Annotated in this window: 19 protein-coding genes; 11 read left to right on the top strand and 8 right to left on the bottom strand. The window is 65.4% G+C overall.

Annotation, left to right across the window (positions count from 1 at the left end):
- Positions 1-9: 9 nt before the first annotated feature.
- Entirely contained in the window at positions 10-1380 is a 1371-nt protein-coding gene (gene miaB, locus ACFFF7_RS14200; protein WP_379482012.1) for a tRNA (N6-isopentenyl adenosine(37)-C2)-methylthiotransferase MiaB, read from the top strand.
- Here the strand turns inward: miaB and ACFFF7_RS14195 are convergent.
- Positions 1374-1850: an RcnB family protein gene (locus ACFFF7_RS14195; RefSeq protein ID WP_379482011.1), complete on the bottom strand. Its 477-nt coding sequence runs from the start codon at positions 1848-1850 to the stop codon at positions 1374-1376. The genes miaB and ACFFF7_RS14195 overlap by 7 nt on opposite strands.
- Positions 1851-2117: 267 nt before the next feature.
- Here ACFFF7_RS14195 and ACFFF7_RS14190 point away from each other — a divergent pair, with 267 nt between their 5' ends.
- The 5 genes from ACFFF7_RS14190 (at position 2118) to ACFFF7_RS14170 (ending at position 6233) form a co-directional block, all read left to right on the top strand.
- On the top strand, positions 2118-3134 hold the full coding sequence (locus tag ACFFF7_RS14190; protein ID WP_379482010.1) for a PhoH family protein: 1017 nt from the start codon (positions 2118-2120) through the stop codon (positions 3132-3134).
- An 86-nt stretch (positions 3135-3220) separates the two neighbouring features.
- Positions 3221-3715, top strand: a complete 495-nt coding sequence (gene ybeY / locus ACFFF7_RS14185; RefSeq protein WP_379482009.1) for an rRNA maturation RNase YbeY — start codon at positions 3221-3223, stop codon at positions 3713-3715.
- Positions 3716-3734: 19 nt separating this feature from the next.
- Positions 3735-4640, top strand: coding sequence for a hemolysin family protein (locus ACFFF7_RS14180; RefSeq protein WP_379482008.1), 906 nt, complete (start codon positions 3735-3737; stop codon positions 4638-4640).
- A gap of 7 nt (positions 4641-4647) precedes the next feature.
- On the top strand, positions 4648-5532 hold the full coding sequence (locus ACFFF7_RS14175) for a LysR substrate-binding domain-containing protein (RefSeq protein ID WP_379482007.1): 885 nt from the start codon (positions 4648-4650) through the stop codon (positions 5530-5532).
- A 29-nt stretch (positions 5533-5561) separates the two neighbouring features.
- A complete protein-coding gene (locus ACFFF7_RS14170; protein ID WP_379482006.1) occupies positions 5562-6233 on the top strand; it encodes a peptidylprolyl isomerase in 672 nt (223 codons plus the stop codon).
- Here the strand turns inward: ACFFF7_RS14170 and ACFFF7_RS14165 are convergent.
- Together ACFFF7_RS14165 and ACFFF7_RS14160 are read right to left on the bottom strand one after the other, a co-directional pair.
- A complete protein-coding gene (locus ACFFF7_RS14165; protein WP_379482005.1) occupies positions 6230-6670 on the bottom strand; it encodes a hypothetical protein in 441 nt (146 codons plus the stop codon). The two genes, ACFFF7_RS14170 and ACFFF7_RS14165, sit on opposite strands and share 4 nt — an antisense overlap.
- A 12-nt stretch (positions 6671-6682) precedes the next feature.
- Positions 6683-7147 carry a peptidylprolyl isomerase gene (locus tag ACFFF7_RS14160; protein WP_379482004.1) on the bottom strand — a complete coding sequence of 155 codons (465 nt, stop codon included), beginning with the start codon at positions 7145-7147 and terminating at the stop codon, positions 6683-6685.
- Positions 7148-7249: 102 nt separating this feature from the next.
- Here ACFFF7_RS14160 and mgtE point away from each other — a divergent pair, with 102 nt between their 5' ends.
- The 3 genes from mgtE to ACFFF7_RS14145 all read left to right on the top strand — a co-directional run bounded on the left by mgtE (position 7250) and on the right by ACFFF7_RS14145 (position 10010).
- Complete coding sequence (mgtE, locus tag ACFFF7_RS14155; RefSeq protein ID WP_379482003.1) at positions 7250-8680, top strand: magnesium transporter; 1431 nt, start codon at positions 7250-7252, stop codon at positions 8678-8680.
- 1 nt (position 8681) lies between these two features.
- The gene (locus tag ACFFF7_RS14150) at positions 8682-9095 is read left to right on the top strand and encodes a DUF1489 family protein (protein WP_379482002.1); all 414 of its coding nucleotides are present in this window, start codon (positions 8682-8684) and stop codon (positions 9093-9095) included.
- A 123-nt stretch (positions 9096-9218) separates the two neighbouring features.
- Positions 9219-10010 (top strand): sulfite exporter TauE/SafE family protein, encoded by a 792-nt coding sequence (locus ACFFF7_RS14145; protein WP_379482001.1) that lies wholly within the window; start codon positions 9219-9221, stop codon positions 10008-10010.
- Positions 10011-10016: 6 nt separating this feature from the next.
- Here ACFFF7_RS14145 and ACFFF7_RS14140 read toward each other — a convergent pair whose 3' ends face one another.
- The 5 genes from ACFFF7_RS14140 to mutY are packed head-to-tail and all read right to left on the bottom strand — an operon-like array spanning position 10017 to position 14777.
- Positions 10017-10841 carry an SDR family NAD(P)-dependent oxidoreductase gene (locus ACFFF7_RS14140; RefSeq protein WP_379482000.1) on the bottom strand — a complete coding sequence of 275 codons (825 nt, stop codon included), beginning with the start codon at positions 10839-10841 and terminating at the stop codon, positions 10017-10019.
- Positions 10838-11527, bottom strand: a complete 690-nt coding sequence (locus ACFFF7_RS14135; RefSeq protein WP_379481999.1) for a DsbA family oxidoreductase — start codon at positions 11525-11527, stop codon at positions 10838-10840. The genes ACFFF7_RS14140 and ACFFF7_RS14135 overlap by 4 nt, the downstream gene beginning before the upstream one ends.
- On the bottom strand, positions 11524-12396 hold the full coding sequence (gene nudC / locus ACFFF7_RS14130; RefSeq protein WP_379481998.1) for an NAD(+) diphosphatase: 873 nt from the start codon (positions 12394-12396) through the stop codon (positions 11524-11526). Before nudC ends, ACFFF7_RS14135 begins: the two co-directional genes overlap by 4 nt.
- A gap of 8 nt (positions 12397-12404) precedes the next feature.
- Complete coding sequence (locus tag ACFFF7_RS14125; protein WP_379482363.1) at positions 12405-13676, bottom strand: serine hydrolase domain-containing protein; 1272 nt, start codon at positions 13674-13676, stop codon at positions 12405-12407.
- Positions 13677-13721: 45 nt separating this feature from the next.
- Positions 13722-14777: an A/G-specific adenine glycosylase gene (gene mutY / locus ACFFF7_RS14120; RefSeq protein WP_379481997.1), complete on the bottom strand. Its 1056-nt coding sequence runs from the start codon at positions 14775-14777 to the stop codon at positions 13722-13724.
- Positions 14778-14806: 29 nt separating this feature from the next.
- On the opposite strand from mutY, the gene ACFFF7_RS14115 reads away from it, so the two are divergent.
- Both ACFFF7_RS14115 and ACFFF7_RS14110 read left to right on the top strand, forming a co-directional pair.
- Positions 14807-15337, top strand: coding sequence for a DUF721 domain-containing protein (locus ACFFF7_RS14115; protein WP_379481996.1), 531 nt, complete (start codon positions 14807-14809; stop codon positions 15335-15337).
- Positions 15334-16011, top strand: a complete 678-nt coding sequence (locus tag ACFFF7_RS14110) for a DsbA family protein (RefSeq protein ID WP_379481995.1) — start codon at positions 15334-15336, stop codon at positions 16009-16011. The genes ACFFF7_RS14115 and ACFFF7_RS14110 overlap by 4 nt, the downstream gene beginning before the upstream one ends.
- Positions 16012-16078: the final 67 nt, after the last annotated feature.

Below are 16078 nucleotides of genomic sequence, written 5' to 3'. Positions count from 1 at the left end.
CGCCAGCCCATGCCCCCCGTACAGCCTCCCCGCACCTACCGCGTCAAAAGCTTCGGCTGTCAGATGAACGTCTATGACGGCGAGCGGATGGCGGAATTGCTGGCCCAGCAGGGCATTGCCCCGGCGGCAGAGGGCGAAGCGGCAGACCTGGTCGTGCTCAACACCTGCCATATCCGCGAGAAGGCGGCGGAAAAGGTCTATTCGGACATCGGGCGGCTGGTGAAGGACGGACGCCGCGCGGACGGCTCGGCGCCGATGATCGCGGTGGCCGGCTGCGTCGCCCAGGCCGAAGGCGAGGAAATCATGGCGCGCGCGCCGGCGGTGTCGATGGTGGTCGGCCCGCAGGCCTATCACCGGCTGCCGTCCATGATCGCCGAAGCCGCCGAAGGCCGCCGCTCGGTCGATACCGACATGCCGGCCGAAACCAAGTTCGATACCCTGCCCGCGCGGCGCAAGGTTGGACCCAGCGCTTTCCTGACGGTGCAGGAAGGTTGCGACAAGTTCTGCACCTATTGCGTGGTGCCCTATACGCGCGGCGCGGAAATATCGCGCCGGTTCAGCGATCTGGTGGATGAAGCGAAGAAACTGGTCGATGCCGGCGCGCGCGAGATCACGCTGCTGGGGCAGAACGTCAATGCCTGGCGGGATGCGGACGGGCGCGGACTTGAGAAACTGGTTGAGGAACTGGCGGCAATCGATGCCCTGGCGCGGATCCGCTATACCACCAGCCATCCCAACGACATGACCGACGGGCTGATCGCGGCACACCGCGATATCGAAAAATTGATGCCGTTCCTGCATCTGCCGGTCCAGGCTGGTAACGACCGCGTGCTGCGCGCGATGAACCGCAGCCATACGGTCGACAGCTATCTGCGCATTCTTGACCGGGTCCGCGCCGCGCGGCCCGACATTGCGCTGTCAGGCGATTTCATCGTCGGCTTCCCTGGTGAAACCAACGCCGAATTCGACGACACGATCCGGCTGGTCGAACAGGTCGGCTATGCCCAATGCTTCAGTTTCAAGTATTCGCCCCGCCCCGGCACCCCGGCGGCGACCATGGCCGATCAGATCGTGCCCGAAGTGATGGACGAACGGCTGCAGCGCTTGCAGGCAGCCCTCAATGCCGGCCAGCTGGCGTTCAACCAGGCGTCAGTCGGCAAGCGCTGCCAGGTGCTGGTCGAGCGCCATGGCAAGCATGCGGGGCAGTGGCTGGGCAAGTCGCCGTGGCTGCAATCGGTGCATTTTTCCGGCGATGCCGCAATCGGCGATCTGGTCGAGGTCGAACTGATCGAGGCCGGGGCCAATTCGCTCGCCGGGCGGCTGCTGGGCGGGTCGCCCCGGCCTGATCGCTCCGACCGGGGCATGGCCGCGGTTCAATAGAAGAAGTTGCTGTAAACGCGCAGGACCCGTCCGCTGCGCACGTTGACCAACAACACGTCGTTGCCATAGCGCACCCAGCGCGTGCCGGCCTGGGCATTGGGCAGGCGATAGCGATAGGGATCGGCAATCCAGTAACGGCTGCTGTAGAAGCCCGAACGCAGGTTTACGCCAAACCGAACCGGAGCATAGCGATAGCCGCGCGGAGCTTCATAGCGGCCCTGACGGAACGCCTGCTGGTTCGAGCGGCGATAGTCGCGCCAATCCTCACGCAGTTCGCGCTGGTCTTCGCGCAGTTCCTGTCGTGCGGCATTGGCGTTGCGGTAATCGCCATTGCGGGCGTGGCGCTGCACTTCGGCGCGATCGTGCCGCACTTCGCGCTGGCCATTACGCACTTCCTGCGCACTTTGCGCGCTGGCGGCGGCGGGGACGAGAACCGAGGCGGCAAGCGCCGCAGCGATGATCTTCTTCATGGGTATTCTCCTTGTTCGATCGGACCGTGCAGCCCGTTCGCTGTTCCGCATCTGGGCCCCGCGCGGTGAACTCGGCGGGAACGGGACAGTCAGGAAAACGCCACTTCGGTCGCAATGTTTCGCAACCTGTCGCACGTGCCGGGCCGTCCCGCGCGTTATCCACCGTCGGTGCGGCGAGGATCGCTTGCATGGCTGCGCGCTGGGCTTATCCTCCCGAATCGGAGCCGCCTCCGGCCCCGCATCGAAAGGAGTGCCTGCAAAGCCCCTATGGCTCGCAAACCTGCCCGCGCCTGGCACGAGGCGCCGACCCGTTCCGCCCCCACCAAGGCCCGCGCGGAACTCGAATTCGAAGAAGCCACCATGCTGGGTGCGCTGTTCGGGCAGTTCGATGCCAATCTGGTGCTGATCGAGAACCGGCTGGGCGTGTTCATTTCCGCCCGCGGCAACCGGGTTGTGATCGAAGGACCCGAAGACAGCGTCGCACGTGCCCGCGATGTCCTCAAGACCATGCACCAGCGCCTGATGCAGGGCCAGGAGCTTGATCCCGGTGCGGTCGAATCGATCATCGTGATGTCAGCCGAACCGACGCTGGAAGGGATCGTCAGCGGCGACGAAGGCGCCCCGCCGATCATCATTCGCACCCGCAAGAAAACCATCGTTCCGCGCTCGGCAATGCAGATCGAATATATGCGCGCGCTGGCCAGCAAGGAGATGATCTTTGCGCTGGGCCCGGCGGGTACTGGCAAGACCTATGTCGCGGTGGCTCAGGCGGTCAGCCAGCTGATCACCGGTTCGGTCCAGCGCCTGATCCTCAGCCGCCCGGCCGTCGAAGCCGGTGAGCGGCTTGGCTTCCTGCCCGGAGACATGAAGGAAAAGGTCGATCCTTATCTGCGCCCGATCTACGACGCGCTGTATGATTGCATGCCGCCCGAACAGGTGGAGCGGCGCATTGCCAGCGGCGAGATCGAGATTGCTCCGATCGCCTTCATGCGCGGCCGCACCCTGGCCGATGCCTTCGTCATCCTCGACGAGGCGCAGAATACCACCCCGGCGCAGATGAAGATGTTCCTCACCCGGTTCGGCCAGAACAGCCGCATGGTGATCTGCGGCGACCCCAACCAGACCGACATCCCCGGCGGCCCGGCAATGAGCGGCCTCAACGATGCGGTCGCCCGGCTTGAGGGGATCGAGGGGATCGCAATGTCGCGCTTCACCAGCGCCGACGTCGTGCGCCACCCGATCGTCGGACGGATCGTCGACGCCTATGAGGGCAAGGACAGCTAACCCTGACTCCGTTCGTGTCGAGCGAAGTCGAGACACGCCGCGCAACGTGTCTCGACTTCGCTCGACACGAACGGCTATGGTTTGGAATGGACCTGGACATCTCCATCGAAGCCGCATGGCCTTCTCCGCCCGATTGGGAGGAGCTGGCGGAGCGCGCGGCTGCGGCGCTGGCACAGGTCGCGCCCGAGCTCGCCAACCCGCGCCTGACGGCCTCGCTGCTTTTCGCCGATGATGCCGAGGTTCACGCGCTGAACCGCGAATGGCGCGGAAAGGACAAGCCGACCAACGTGCTGTCATTCCCGATGCTTGAGCGCGAAGAGCTGCTCGCTCTAAACACCGAAGGCCCGCCTGAGCTACTCGGCGACATCGCCCTGGCGCTTGAAACCTGCACGCGCGAAGCGGCTGAAAAAGGGATCAGCCTGGAACACCACGCCGTGCACCTGATCGTCCACGGCCTGCTCCACCTGGCCGGCCATGACCACGAAATCTCCGCCGAAGACGCCCGTGCGATGGAACAATTGGAGATAAAGGCGCTTGCGCTGCTGGGCATTGCCGACCCATATGGCGACCACGACGCGTAACAGGGATTAAAGCAGGCCGATGGCCGACAGTCATTCACCGGAGGCGGACAGTAGACGATCGATGTGGCGGATCATCCGCCGCTTTTTCGACGGAACCGAAGCCGATACCTCGCTGCGCGCCCAGCTTGAGGAAGCGATCGACGAGCATGAGGATGCCGGCACGGCGGACAAGGGCGGCAACGGCGACCTGACCCCGCTGGAGCGCGAGATGGTCCGCAACCTGCTCCATTTCAGCGAGCACGACGCCGACGATGTCGCGATTCCACGCGGCGAAATCATTGCCATTCCGGCCAGCGCCACCTGGGACGAGGTTGTCGCCGCCTTTGCCGAACACGGCCATTCGCGCCTGCCGGTCTATGGCGAAACGCTCGACGAAGTGATCGGCATGGTCCTGATCAAGGATATCTTTCCGTTCCTGGCCAGCGGCAAGCCGCCCAAGGACTGGACCACGCTGCTGCGTCAGCCGCTGTTCGTGCCGCAGGCGCGCAACGCGCTCGACGTGCTCAACGACATGCGCGCCAGCCGCGTCCACCTGGCCGTGGTGATCGACGAATATTCGGGCACCGACGGGATCATTACGTTCGAGGATCTGGTCGAGGAAATCGTCGGCGAGATCGAGGACGAGCACGACGACGCACCGACCGACCTGCTGCACGCGCTGCCCGGCGGGATGTGGGACGTCGATGCCCGCGCCGAGCTGGAAGAAGTGGGCGAGCGGATCGACGCACGGTTGGGCGACGTCGAGGAAGACGTCGACACGATCGGCGGGCTGGCTTTCCTGCTGGCCGGGCTGGTGCCGCAGAAGGGCGCGGTGCTCGATCATGACAGCGGCTGGAAGCTCGAAGTGGTTGCGGGCAACGAAAAACACGTTACCCGTCTGCGCCTGCACCCGCCCCCGCCCGTGGCGGACGAACCGGAAGAGTAAGCGCGACGTGGCCATCCGCCGACTTCCTCCCTTGCGCGCGATCGAAGCCTTCGTCCGGATCGTCCGGCTGGGCAGCGCGCGCGCCGCGGCCGACGAGCTGGGCCTGAGCCCCTCGGCGCTGTCGCGCCGCGTCACCGCGCTGGAAGAGTTTATCGGCAAGCGGCTGTTCACCCGCCAGCATCAGGCGATGAAGCTTACCGACGACGGTCAGGCGTTTTACGACGCGGTAAGCCCCAAGTTCGACGAGCTGGCCACCGCGGTCGAGGGTCAGGTGGAAGACAGCAAGGTGCTGCGCCTGCACCTGGGCGTATTGCCCCTGTTCGGCACCCAGCGACTGTTCCCGCGCCTGCCCGAACTGCGCAAGGCCCATCCGCGGCTGCACATCGATATTGACACCAGCCCGCACCTGCTGACGCGGGTCGGTGACACGCTGGACGCGGCGATCATCCTTTCGAAGCAGCCCGATCCGTCGTTCCACGCCGTGCGGCTCGATCACAACCGCGTCTATGCTTTCACGTCGAAAGCGCTGGTCGCCGAAATTGGCGCGGCGCCGGACGAAGCGGCACTGTCGCGTCAGACCTTCCTGATCCACAACGAGCTGCCCGACAGCTTCACAGCGTGGAAAGCGGCCACCGGGATGCCCGGGCTCGAACCGGTGGCGATCGACCATTACGATTCGGGCCAGCTGATCCTCGAAGCCGCCGCCAACGGCCTGGGCATCGCGATCATGCACGACGATCATTTCCACCGCAGCCACGACAGCCGCCTGGCCAAGCTGCTCGATATCGAGGTGGAAAGCCCCTATTCCTACTGGTTCGTCTGCCGCCCCCACGCGCTCGACGTGCGATCGGTGCGGATTTTCCACGACTGGCTGGTCAAGGCAGGGCTTTAGCGTTCAGGTTCGCGCGCTAGGATGCGCCGATGAACCGCCGATTCGCCTTGCTCGCCCTCGCCGCATTTGTCCTCACCGCGACTGCCGCCGACGCGGCCAAACCGCGGGCCAAGGCCAGGCCCGCGCCCGCTGCGCCGGCACCTTTGCCCGACACGGTCCGCGTGGCGATGGTCACCGCGCTGGGGACGATCGAGCTTGATCTCGATCACAAGCGCGCGCCGATCACGGTCGAGAATTTCGTCCGTTATGTCGATGCCAGGAAGTTCGACGGGATGCCGTTCTACCGGGCGATGCGGCTCAATTGGGGGACCCAGCCCAACGGCCTGATCCAGGCCGGGCTGCAGGCCAATCCGCTCAAGGTGTTCAAGCCGATCGCGCACGAGCCGACCAGCCAGACCGGGATCCTGCACAAGGCCGGGGCGATCTCGATGGCGCGCTATGCCCCGGGCACGGCGATGGCCGATTTTTCGATCCTGCTGTCGGACCTGCCCAGCCTCGACGCCGACCCGAAGTCGACCAACCCCGAAACCCAGGCCGGCTTTGCCGCCTTCGGCCACGTGGTGTCGGGCATGGATGTCGTGAAGAAGATCTGGGACGCGCCGCTTTCGCCGACCAAGGGCGAAGGGCCGCTCAAGGGCCAGATGCTCGAACCCCCGATCAAGGTGCTGACTGTGCGGCGGGTGGCAACAGCACAGAACTAGACGCCCAAAAGTATGGCTTCTGCCAAGTCACGATCCATGACCTTTTTCACGTCTCTCACAAACCAGAGAACTGCTTGAGAATTGGTCTTAAAACGCGTGAGAACGCGGTCTTCGGGCTGGTGGCCATCAGCAAGTTCGGCAGTCAAAATGTATTCGTCTTTCGCGAGACGATCAAATTGAAGGCGAATGATCAGATCGTCGCCTTCGTGCAGATTGTATCCCCACTGCCGCGAAAACACGGCAACGGATGACGCGGTATAGGCAACCAAGTCATCGGCAAATTCCCGGACATCCTGCCACTGCACCCAGAACGCGGTTCGGCCGAAAAAATCCGCAGATTGGACTGACAGGCGCAGCGAGCCAAAGTCATCTCGCGGCTTTTTCGGATCATCGAAGCTGCTGTCGTAGAGATAACCGAGGCTCAACTGCCCTGACATTCGAGTTTGCTCTTAGCTCACAACCGCCTTGACGATCTTGCCCGGCTCGCGCGGGGGTTCGCCCTTGGGCAGCGCGTCGACATGCTCCATGCCTTCGACCACGTTGCCCCAGACGGTGTACTGGCGGTCAAGGAAGGTGGCGTCGTCGAACACGATGAAGAACTGGCTGTTGGCCGAATGCGGCGCGCTGGTCCGGGCCATCGAGCAGGCCCCGCGAACGTGGGGTTCGTTGTTGAATTCGGCCTTGAGGTCGGGCTTGTCCGATCCGCCCATGCCGGTGCCCTGGGGGCAGCCGCCCTGGGCCATGAAGCCGGGGATCACGCGGTGGAACTTGACCCCGTCATAGAACCCTTCGCCGACCAGCTCCTTGATCCGTTCGACGTGGCCGGGGGCCAGATCGGGGCGCAGCTTGATCTTTACGTCGCCGCCTTCACCGTTGCCGGTGTCGAGCGTCAGGGTCAGGAATTCGTCGGCCATTGGATAGTCTCCGTTTGATTTGCACGCCGATATAGGGCGGCGGCGGGCAAAGTCACCTCTTGGCAGGTTGCTTTTGCGAAAGAGCGGCCTAGACCGACGCCGATGACTCCCGAGGACTTCGCCCCCGACGTGCTGGAAGAAGCCGCCGCCGCGGCCGAAACCGCGCGCGCCAGCGACAGCCTGGACGAGGAGAACACGCTGAAGCGCGACTTCGTCCGCAAGGTGCGTGCCCTGCTCGACGCGGGCGAGGACGATCAGGTTTATGACCTGGTCGAGCCGCTGCACCCGGCCGACATCGCCGACCTGTTCGAGCTGCTCGACGCCGACGAACGCCCCCTGCTGGCCGAGGCGATCACCGACCTGATGGGCAGCGAGGTCTTTGCCGAGCTTAACGATCACGTCCGCGAACTGCTAGTCGAATCGCTGCCCGCCGGCGAAGTTGCCGACATTGCCGAACAGCTCGACACCGACGACGCGGTGGCGATGCTCGAAGACCTCGATCACGAGGACCAGCAGGCCGTCCTGGCCGAGATGGAGCCGGAAGATCGCGCCGCGATCGAAACCGCGCTGTCCTATCCGGAGGAGAGCGCCGGGCGCCTGATGAGCCGCGATTTCGTCGCGGTGCCCGAACACATGACCGTCGGCGACCTGATCGATTTCCTGCGCGAAGGCAGCGATCTGGCCAACGAGTTCTGGGAAGTGTTCATCGTCGATGCACGGCATCATCCTCTGGGCACTTGCCAGCTCAGCTGGATCCTGCGCTGCCCGCGCAGCATTGCCCTGACCGACGTGATGAAGCGCGACCAGACGCTGATCCCGGTCGACATGGATCAGGAAGAGGTCGCGCTGCGCTTTCAGAAATACGCGCTGATCTCGGCCGCGGTGGTTGACGGCGACGGTCGTCTGGTCGGCCAGATCACCGTCGACGACGTGGTTCACATCATCCAGGAAGAAGCCGGCGAGGACGTCCTGCTGCTGTCCGGTGCTGGTGATGGTGACATCAACGAGCCGATCCGCATGACCATCCGGACCCGCTTGGCCTGGCTGGTGGTCAATCTGGGTACGGCCATTCTTGCGTCCAGCGTGGTCGGGCTCTTCCAGGGCGCGATCGGCCGCTTTGCGCTGCTTGCCGTGCTGATGCCGATCGTTTCGGGCATGGGCGGCAATGCCGGGACCCAGACTCTGGCGGTGGTGGTCCGCGCGCTGGCGACCAACCAGCTGACGAGTTCCAACACCTGGCGGATGATCGGGCGCGAGTTTCGCATCGCCATGGCCAATGGACTGGCGCTGGGCGTACTGATCGGCCTGGGCGTCGGGCTGGTCTTCGGCAACGCCCACCTTGGCATGGTCATCGCCGCGGCGATGCTGATCAACAACCTGATGGCCGGGCTGGCCGGAATTCTGGTGCCGGTCACGCTCGACCGGCTCAAGGTCGATCCGGCGGTCTCTTCCGCGGTATTCGTGACGACCATGACCGATACCACCGGATTCTTCAGCTTCCTTGGCCTGGCCGTGCTGACCGGGCTGGCCTGACGTGGCGCTGCACCTGACCAAGGTTGCCTATGGCGCGCAGAGCCTTGACGAGCTGCGCAGCTGGTTCGCCACTCGCGGGGAGGAGGCGTTCCTGACCACCCGCTACCTGCCGAAGCGCCACGCGGAGATCGTGCCGGCCGGTGGGTCGGAGGGCGGCTCGCTGTTCTGGATCTTCAAGCATCAGCTGGTCATGCGCAGCCCGATCCTGCGCTTCGAAGCGGCCGAGGGCGGCAGGACCAACATCGTCATCGCTGCGAAACTGATCGACGTCATGCCCGTGCCCAAACGCGCGCACCAGGGCTGGCGTTACCTGGACGCCAGCGACGCCCCGCGCGATCTGGCTGCGGGCGAAAGCGCCGGCGATGCCATGCCCGGGCGCCTCGCCAGCGACCTGGCGCGGCTGGGGCTTGTTTGATCCACCAGCCGGCGGCGTAGATTTGCTTTTGGCAGCGACGGGATTGCTCTCTTCGCGCGGCGCGCGCAGGATGCGATAGGCCGGATCGTCGGCACAAGGCCGCAATTGGGGTAAACGCCGCAGATGCCGAATGTCGCCGCTTTCGACCTGCCCCATGCCGTGGCCGGGCTGCTGGTCGGCTTCCTGGTGGGGCTGACCGGGGTTGGCGGCGGATCGCTAATGACCCCGCTGCTAGTACTGGTCTTCGGGGTCAGCCCGGCCACGGCGGTCGGCACCGATCTGCTCTATGCCGCGATCACCAAGACCGTCGGCAGCGCGGTTCACGGGGTCAAGGAAACGGTCGACTGGAAGATCGTCCGCCGCCTCGCCACCGGCAGCCTGCCAGCCGCGGTCGTCACCTTGATCGCGCTCAACACCTTCCTCAGGGTCGGCAAGGATGCCAACCACCTGATCATGGTCGTGCTGGGCGCGATGCTGATCCTGACCGCGATCGGCATCCTGTTCCAGCGCCGCCTGCTGGCCTATGGCGCAACCCACCACCCCCCGGTGCTGTCCGATCATGCCCTGGTCCCGACGATCGTCCTGGGCGCAGTGCTGGGCGTGCTGGTGACCATGTCGTCGATCGGGGCGGGAGCGATCGGGATGACCGTGCTGCTGATGCTCTATCGCCGACTGCCGGTGCTGCGGCTGATCGGATCGGATATTGCCCACGCGGTGCCGCTGGCCTTCGTCGCCGGGTTCGGCCACTGGATCATCGGCGGGGTGGACAGCACGCTGCTGCTTAATCTGCTGATGGGTTCGATTCCCGGGGTGATCGTCGGCAGCCTGCTGGCCAGCCGCGCACCCGACGGCCTGCTGCGCCCGGCCCTGGCCTTTGTACTGGTGCTATCGGGAATCAAGCTGCTGACGCACTGACTTGCGTCAGCCGGCTTCCCGCGCCGCCCGCAGCCGGGCAATCGTGGTCAGCACGTCATACTCCTCATCGCCGTCATAGCGCGGTGCATGGGCCGCATAGGCTGTATCGAGCGCGTCAATCCGCTCGTGCATGCGCACCACGTTATAGGCGTGGGCCACCACAAAGCGCTGACGCGCCAGCATCTGCGGCACGATGATTTCGGCAAAGCGCGCAACGTCCATGCCATTGCGCATCACGGCATCGGGTCCGATGGCGGTGTGCACCCAGCCCGGGATCACCAGCCCGGCGTGGACATGGGATGGCAGATCGCCGCGCAGGCTTTCGGTCATGCCCAGCACCGCATGCTTGGCAGCGATATAGGCCGCCGTGTGCGGTAATGCACAGAACAGCGAATTTTCCGATCCCGTGTTGTAGATTGCGCTGGGACTGGCCTGCGCGGCCAGACGCGGCGCGAAGGCGCGGCAGCCGTTCCATACACCCCAGAAATTGATGTCGAAGTGCGCCTTCGCTGCCGCTGGATCGATTTCCCACAGCTTGCCGCGCGGGCCGCTGACACCGGCGTTGTTGAAGACGAGACCCACATCGCCGAAGCGCGCGAAGGCGGCCTGGGCCAAGGCTTCTACCTGAGCCAGATCGCTGACATCGCAGGCCTGGCCGCAGGCATTGATTCCTTCGTCGGTCAGTGCGCTTACCGCTGCCTCCAGGCGCTCGCCCGGGAGATCGGCAAGGAGGACTTTCGCACCGCGTCTGCCAAGTTCCCCGGCAACGGCCAGCCCGATACCGCTGACCCCGCCGGTAATGACTGCAGCACCAACGGCGAGCACCGTCACGCCGCCAAACCCTCTTTCACCGAGATCCGCCGTAGCGCGTTGGCATAGGCTTCGGGCTCCTGCGCACCGGGAATCAGGTACTTGCCCTGGATCACCATCGCCGGAACCCCGCTGATGTTCATGTCCCAGGCCTGCGCCTCTTCGGCGCGGACGATGCTGCCCAAGGCCGCGTCAACCAGCGCCGCGCGGGCACCGACCGGGTCGAGACCGATGCCCTGCGCGATATCGACCAGCACGTCAGGATCGGACACATTGCGGCGCTGCTGGAAATGCGCGTCAAACAGCGCCAGCTTGAGCCGGTTCTGCGCCTCTGCCCCGGCCTCGATCAGCGCCCACTTGAGCAGCTTGTGCGCAGCAAAGGTGTTCCACATCATCGCCGGCGGCGCTTCGCCCGTGCCGCTATAGGCGAAGGAATAGCCGGCACGCTGCCCGATCGCCTGCATCTGGCTGCGGCCATCGGCGACCTGGTCCGCAGTACGGCCGTATTTGCGCGCCACATGGGCAGCGCTGTCTTCGCCTTCGGGCGGCATGTCGGGATTGAGTTCGAAGGGTAGCCAGCGCACTTCGGCTTCGATCTCACCCTCCAGCCCGGCCAGCGCCTTTTGCAGCTGGCTGTAGCCGATGATGCACCACGGGCACATCACGTCGGACCAGATGTCGATGGTCAGGCGGGCGGGCGCGGTCATCGTTCAAGCCACCATTTGATCAGATGATGGGCTATCGCCTGGGGCGGCGGGGCGATGAAGCGCGCGTCTTCATCACCGCGCATCGCCGCTTCCACCTCGGCCCGGGTAAACCAGTCGGCCTCTTCCAGCTCGTTGTGATCGATCGTCAGTTCGGTGCTTTCGGCAATGGCATGACAGCCAACCATCAGATTGGACGGAAACGGCCACGGCTGGCTGGCGACATAGCGCACGGAATGGACCCGCACCCCGACCTCCTCGAACACTTCGCGTGCCACCGCTTCCTCGATGCTTTCACCCGGCTCGACGAACCCGGCCAGGGTCGACAGGCGGCGCGGCGGAAAGCGCGGCTGGCGGCCCAGCAGCAGATTGCCCTGATGCTCGACCAGCATGATCGTCACGGGATCGACCCGGGGAAAATGCTCGCCCGTGCAGGTGTCGCTGGTGCAGCTGCGCTGCCACCCGCCTTTGGCCAGCACCGTCGCGCTGCCGCAACGCGCGCAGAAGCGGTGCCGGGCATGCCAATCGACCAGGCTGCGCGCCGCGCCATAGGTCGCCAGTTCGTCGTGGCTGAGGCTGGCCATAGCCGCCCACAGCCGCGGATTCGCCGGGGCGACCGAGCCGATCATCGCGGGCGAAACCTCGGCAAAATGGCCGCGCCCGTCGGCCAGACCCAGGAACACCAGTTCGCTGTCCGCCTGGGTATCGGCCAGGGTTCCCCAGCTTAGCGTGCCTTCGGGCGTGATCACCGGATCGAGCCCGTCGAGCAGAAGCACCCGTGCCCGCCAGTCCATCAATGCCGTCAGCGCCGCAGCATCCGCGCGGATATGATCGGCGCGATCCAGGTGCGATCCGGCAAAGGCGATCTGCATTGCGGCGCTCAGCCCTGTCCGCGCATTTTGGCCAGATCGGTCTGGACCGCCTGCGGGAATTCGGTGTGTACCGGGTAGGCCTCGGACGGCATGTACTGGGTGTAAAGCGATGCGCGCAGGCCGTATTTGAGGTTGACGAACGCCACGGTCCCGGCCGCGCCGCCCCAGCCATAAGTGCCCGCATCGCCACCCAGGCCGACCCGTCCACCAGCGCCGAATCCCGCGCCATTGGCAAAGGTCCCGGCGGTCTTGGCGCCCTCGGGCAAGAGGTTGGAGGTGCCAACCCGCACGGCCAGCTCGCTCATCACGCGCTTGCCGCCGATCTTGCCATAGCCGGCAAGCATTTCCAGAAAGCGGTCATAGTCGCGCGGACTGCTGACCAGCCCGGCCCCGCCAAACGGGAAGGCCGGCTTGTCGAGATAGACGGAGCTGGGCGCCGGATCGATCGGAATCAGCATCCCCATCTGCGGCGAATAGTTGCCGGTCAGGCGGTGCACTTCGCTTTTCGGCACGGTGAACCAGGTCGACGTCATGCCGGCGGGGCCGAAAATGCGGTCCTGCAGGAACGCGTCGAACGGCTGGCCCGACGCAATCTCGATTACCCGGCCCATCAGGTCGAGCGCGACCGAATAGGACCACTGGGTGCCGGGTTCATAGACCAGCGGCATTTCGGCCAGACGGTCGGCGAACAATTTCAGGCTGTTCACTGGCTTGCCGCGGTCCAGCCCAGGCAGGGGAAGCTTTGTCACCTGCCCCGGGATCAGTCCGGCGGCTTCATAGGCGGCCTTGATCGGTCCCTTCTGGATGATCGAATAGGCAAGCCCTGCGGTATGCGTCAGCAAGTGGCGGATCGTGATCGGTGTCTTGGCCGGTCGCAGCTCGGTAATCGACCCATCAGGCGTCACCTGGACCTGCATCTTGGCGAACTTCGGCAGCAGGTCGGACAATGGCTGGTCCAGTCCCAGTTTGCCTTCATCGATCAGGATCATCGCAGCCATGCCGGTGATCGGCTTGGTCATCGAATAGATCCGGAACAAGCTGTCGGGCCCGGTGGCATCGGGATCACCCAGCGCTTCCTTGCCCCGCGCGATGAACCCGGGTTCCTGGGTACCCCAGCCGATAGCGGCGGACATCCCCGCGACCTTTCGCTCCGCCACATATTTGTCGAGCATGGCCGTCACCGCGGGCCATTTTGCCGCAACATCGGCATCGGCAGCAAAGGCCCGGCCCATCCCCAGCGGCAACGCGGTGCCTGCACCAAGCATCGCGCTGACCTGCATCAGGGCACGACGGGACAAGTTCGAGCGGGTCACTTCAAGCACGCATCATTCTCCCTGATATTCGGTCTGCGCCAGCGCCAGCCGGGCAGCCTTGGCAAATACGGTGGGCAGCCCGGCCGTGTCGATACGGCCAAGCGGCCACCACGTGCCTGCACCGTCAAGACTAGAGCAATCGCTTCCCGAATAAAGCATCAATTGCAATTCGAGATCGAAATGCGTGAAGCCGTGGCGCACCGTCCCGGCAGAGCGCCACGGACCGGGCAGCGGCGGCGCGGCGGCGCCATCGCGGCGCGCGTTCCAGGCATCGTCGGGCAAGGCGCGCATCCCGCCCAGCAGGCCCTGGCCGGGCCGCGTCATCAGCCACACCGCGCCGTCCCGCTCGATCCAGAACGCCCGCCCCTGGCGCACCGGCTTGGCCTTTTTCGCCGCCTTAACCGGGAACTGCTCCGGCCCCGCCCGGCGCCCGGCGCACATTGCGGCCAGCGGACACAGCAGGCAGCGCGGGGCGCGCGGGGTGCAGATCGTTGCCCCCAGGTCCATCATCGCCTGGGCGAAATCGCCGGGCCGCTCAACTGGAGTAAGCGCCTCGGTGTGGGCGCGGATCGTCTTGCGCGCGGCAGGCAACGGCTGATTTATCGCGAAGAGCCGCGCCACCACCCGCTCGACATTGGCATCGACCACGGTTGCGGACTGATCGAAGGCAATCGCTGCCACTGCCGCCGCCGTATAGGCACCCAGCCCGGGCAGGGCGCGTAGGTCGGCCTCGGTCCGGGGAAAGGCTCCGCCCTGCGCGGCCACCGCGCGGGCGCAGGCCAGCAGATTGCGCGCTCGGGCATAGTAACCGAGCCCGGCCCATGCCGCCATGACGTCGCCGTCGTCTGCGGCCGCGAGATCCTCGACGGTGGGCCAGCGTTCCAGGAACCGCGCGAAATATGGCGCGACCGCCACCGTGGTGGTCTGCTGCAACATCACTTCCGACAGCCACACCCGGTACGGCTCCGGCGGCGGCGTGCCGGGCGGGCTGCGCCATGGCAGGCTGCGCGCGTGGCTGTCGTACCAGGTCAGCAGTGCGGATCGGATCGTCTCGGCGCTGGCATCCATGGTCGCGCTATGGCATTGCCCGGCGCGCAATGGAACGGGATCGCAACAAACCAAATGGGCCGAAGCGCTATGAGCGTCCGCGCGGCATGGGGGTGCGCCCGATTGCCGAGCTGATGCCCGAAGTGGGCCGCACTGCCTTCCGCAAGTTCGGCTTCGTCCAATCCAGCGTGGTGACCCGCTGGCCCGAGATCGTGGGTGAGCGCCACGCCCGCGTCTGCGCCCCCGAATCGATCCGCTTCGCCCCCGGCGAAAAGCGCGACGGGATCCTGCAGCTGGTGGTCGTTCCGGCCCATGCCCCGATCATCAGCCACGTCATTCCCGAAATCATCGAGCGGGTGAACCGCTTCTTCGGCTATGCCGCCGTGTCGCGGGTCAAGCTGCGGCAAGGCCCGGTTAATCCGCCACGCGCAAAGGAAGCGCCGACCGCGCCGCCATCGCTGCGGCCGATCCCGCTGGAACTGGGCGAAAGCCTGCGCGACATCGGCGATCCCGAACTGCGCGCCGTGCTTGAATCGCTCGCCCGCAACCTGGGCCAATCGCAAGAGGACAAAGCAGAGTGAACCGCCTGATCAAGATCCTGGCCATTGCTGCCGCTTCCACCCTGTCGATCGCCGCAGGGCCCGCCGCGAACTGGAATGTCGCCGTGGCACTGACCCCCACGGGCAGCCACGTGCTGGGCAACCCGGCAGCCAAGGTCAAGCTGACCGAATTCGTCAGCTATACCTGCCCCCATTGCGCCCATTTCGAAAGCGAGGCCGATGCCACGCTGCGCCTGGGCTATGTCCGTCCGGGCAAGGTCTCGGTCGAAGTGCGGCACATGCTGCGCGATCCGATCGACCTGACCGCCGCGATGCTGACCAACTGCGGCAGCAAGGACAAGTTCTTCCTCAACCACGGCATGTTCATGCGCAGCCAGGCGACCTGGATCAAGCCGATGATGACCGCCAGCAGCGCTCAGCGCACACGCTGGACCAGCGGCGATCTGGGCGCGCGCAACCGGGCAATCGCGGCGGATTTTCACTTCTACGAGATGATGGCAACCCGCGGATATGACCGCATCAGCGTCGACCGCTGTTTGGCCGACAAGGCCATGGCCGAACGCCTCTCGAAGCAGGCCCAGGCCGCCAGCGATCTGGGCGTGCAAAGCACCCCCAGCTTCGCGATCAATGGCGCGCTTCTGGCCGGGACCAACGAATGGTCGGTGCTGAAGCCGCAGATCGACCTCGCACTTTAACCCTGTTTCAGCGGATTCCTGTGGAATATCGCGGGATTCGCCGCCAAACCCGCTTTGAAACCCCGCT

Origin of the sequence: Novosphingobium aquiterrae, assembly GCF_042434435.1 — a bacterium.
Classification (GTDB): domain Bacteria; phylum Pseudomonadota; class Alphaproteobacteria; order Sphingomonadales; family Sphingomonadaceae; genus Novosphingobium; species Novosphingobium aquiterrae.
Note: the sequence above shows the minus strand (reverse complement) of the source record. Positions and strands in the feature narration are given on the sequence as shown.

Bases quoted from the DNA above. Each gene is read 5' to 3' on its own strand.
- ACFFF7_RS14115 (WP_379481996.1), top strand. From the start codon at position 14,807: ATGGAACGGGATCGCAACAAACCAAATGGGCCGAAGCGCTATGAGCGT.
- ybeY (WP_379482009.1), top strand. From the start codon at position 3,221: ATGGACCTGGACATCTCCATCGAAGCCGCATGGCCTTCTCCGCCCGAT.
- ACFFF7_RS14170 (WP_379482006.1), top strand. From the start codon at position 5,562: ATGAACCGCCGATTCGCCTTGCTCGCCCTCGCCGCATTTGTCCTCACC.
- ACFFF7_RS14135 (WP_379481999.1), bottom strand. From the start codon at position 11,527: ATGACCGCGCCCGCCCGCCTGACCATCGACATCTGGTCCGACGTGATG.
- miaB (WP_379482012.1), top strand. From the start codon at position 10: ATGCCCCCCGTACAGCCTCCCCGCACCTACCGCGTCAAAAGCTTCGGC.
- ACFFF7_RS14160 (WP_379482004.1), bottom strand. From the start codon at position 7,147: ATGGCCGACGAATTCCTGACCCTGACGCTCGACACCGGCAACGGTGAA.
- mutY (WP_379481997.1), bottom strand. From the start codon at position 14,777: ATGGATGCCAGCGCCGAGACGATCCGATCCGCACTGCTGACCTGGTAC.
- ACFFF7_RS14125 (WP_379482363.1), bottom strand. From the start codon at position 13,676: ATGCAGGTCAGCGCGATGCTTGGTGCAGGCACCGCGTTGCCGCTGGGG.
- ACFFF7_RS14190 (WP_379482010.1), top strand. From the start codon at position 2,118: ATGGCTCGCAAACCTGCCCGCGCCTGGCACGAGGCGCCGACCCGTTCC.
- mgtE (WP_379482003.1), top strand. From the start codon at position 7,250: ATGACTCCCGAGGACTTCGCCCCCGACGTGCTGGAAGAAGCCGCCGCC.
- ACFFF7_RS14145 (WP_379482001.1), top strand. From the start codon at position 9,219: ATGCCGAATGTCGCCGCTTTCGACCTGCCCCATGCCGTGGCCGGGCTG.
- ACFFF7_RS14195 (WP_379482011.1), bottom strand. From the start codon at position 1,850: ATGAAGAAGATCATCGCTGCGGCGCTTGCCGCCTCGGTTCTCGTCCCC.
- nudC (WP_379481998.1), bottom strand. From the start codon at position 12,396: ATGCAGATCGCCTTTGCCGGATCGCACCTGGATCGCGCCGATCATATC.
- ACFFF7_RS14180 (WP_379482008.1), top strand. From the start codon at position 3,735: ATGGCCGACAGTCATTCACCGGAGGCGGACAGTAGACGATCGATGTGG.
- ACFFF7_RS14165 (WP_379482005.1), bottom strand. From the start codon at position 6,670: ATGTCAGGGCAGTTGAGCCTCGGTTATCTCTACGACAGCAGCTTCGAT.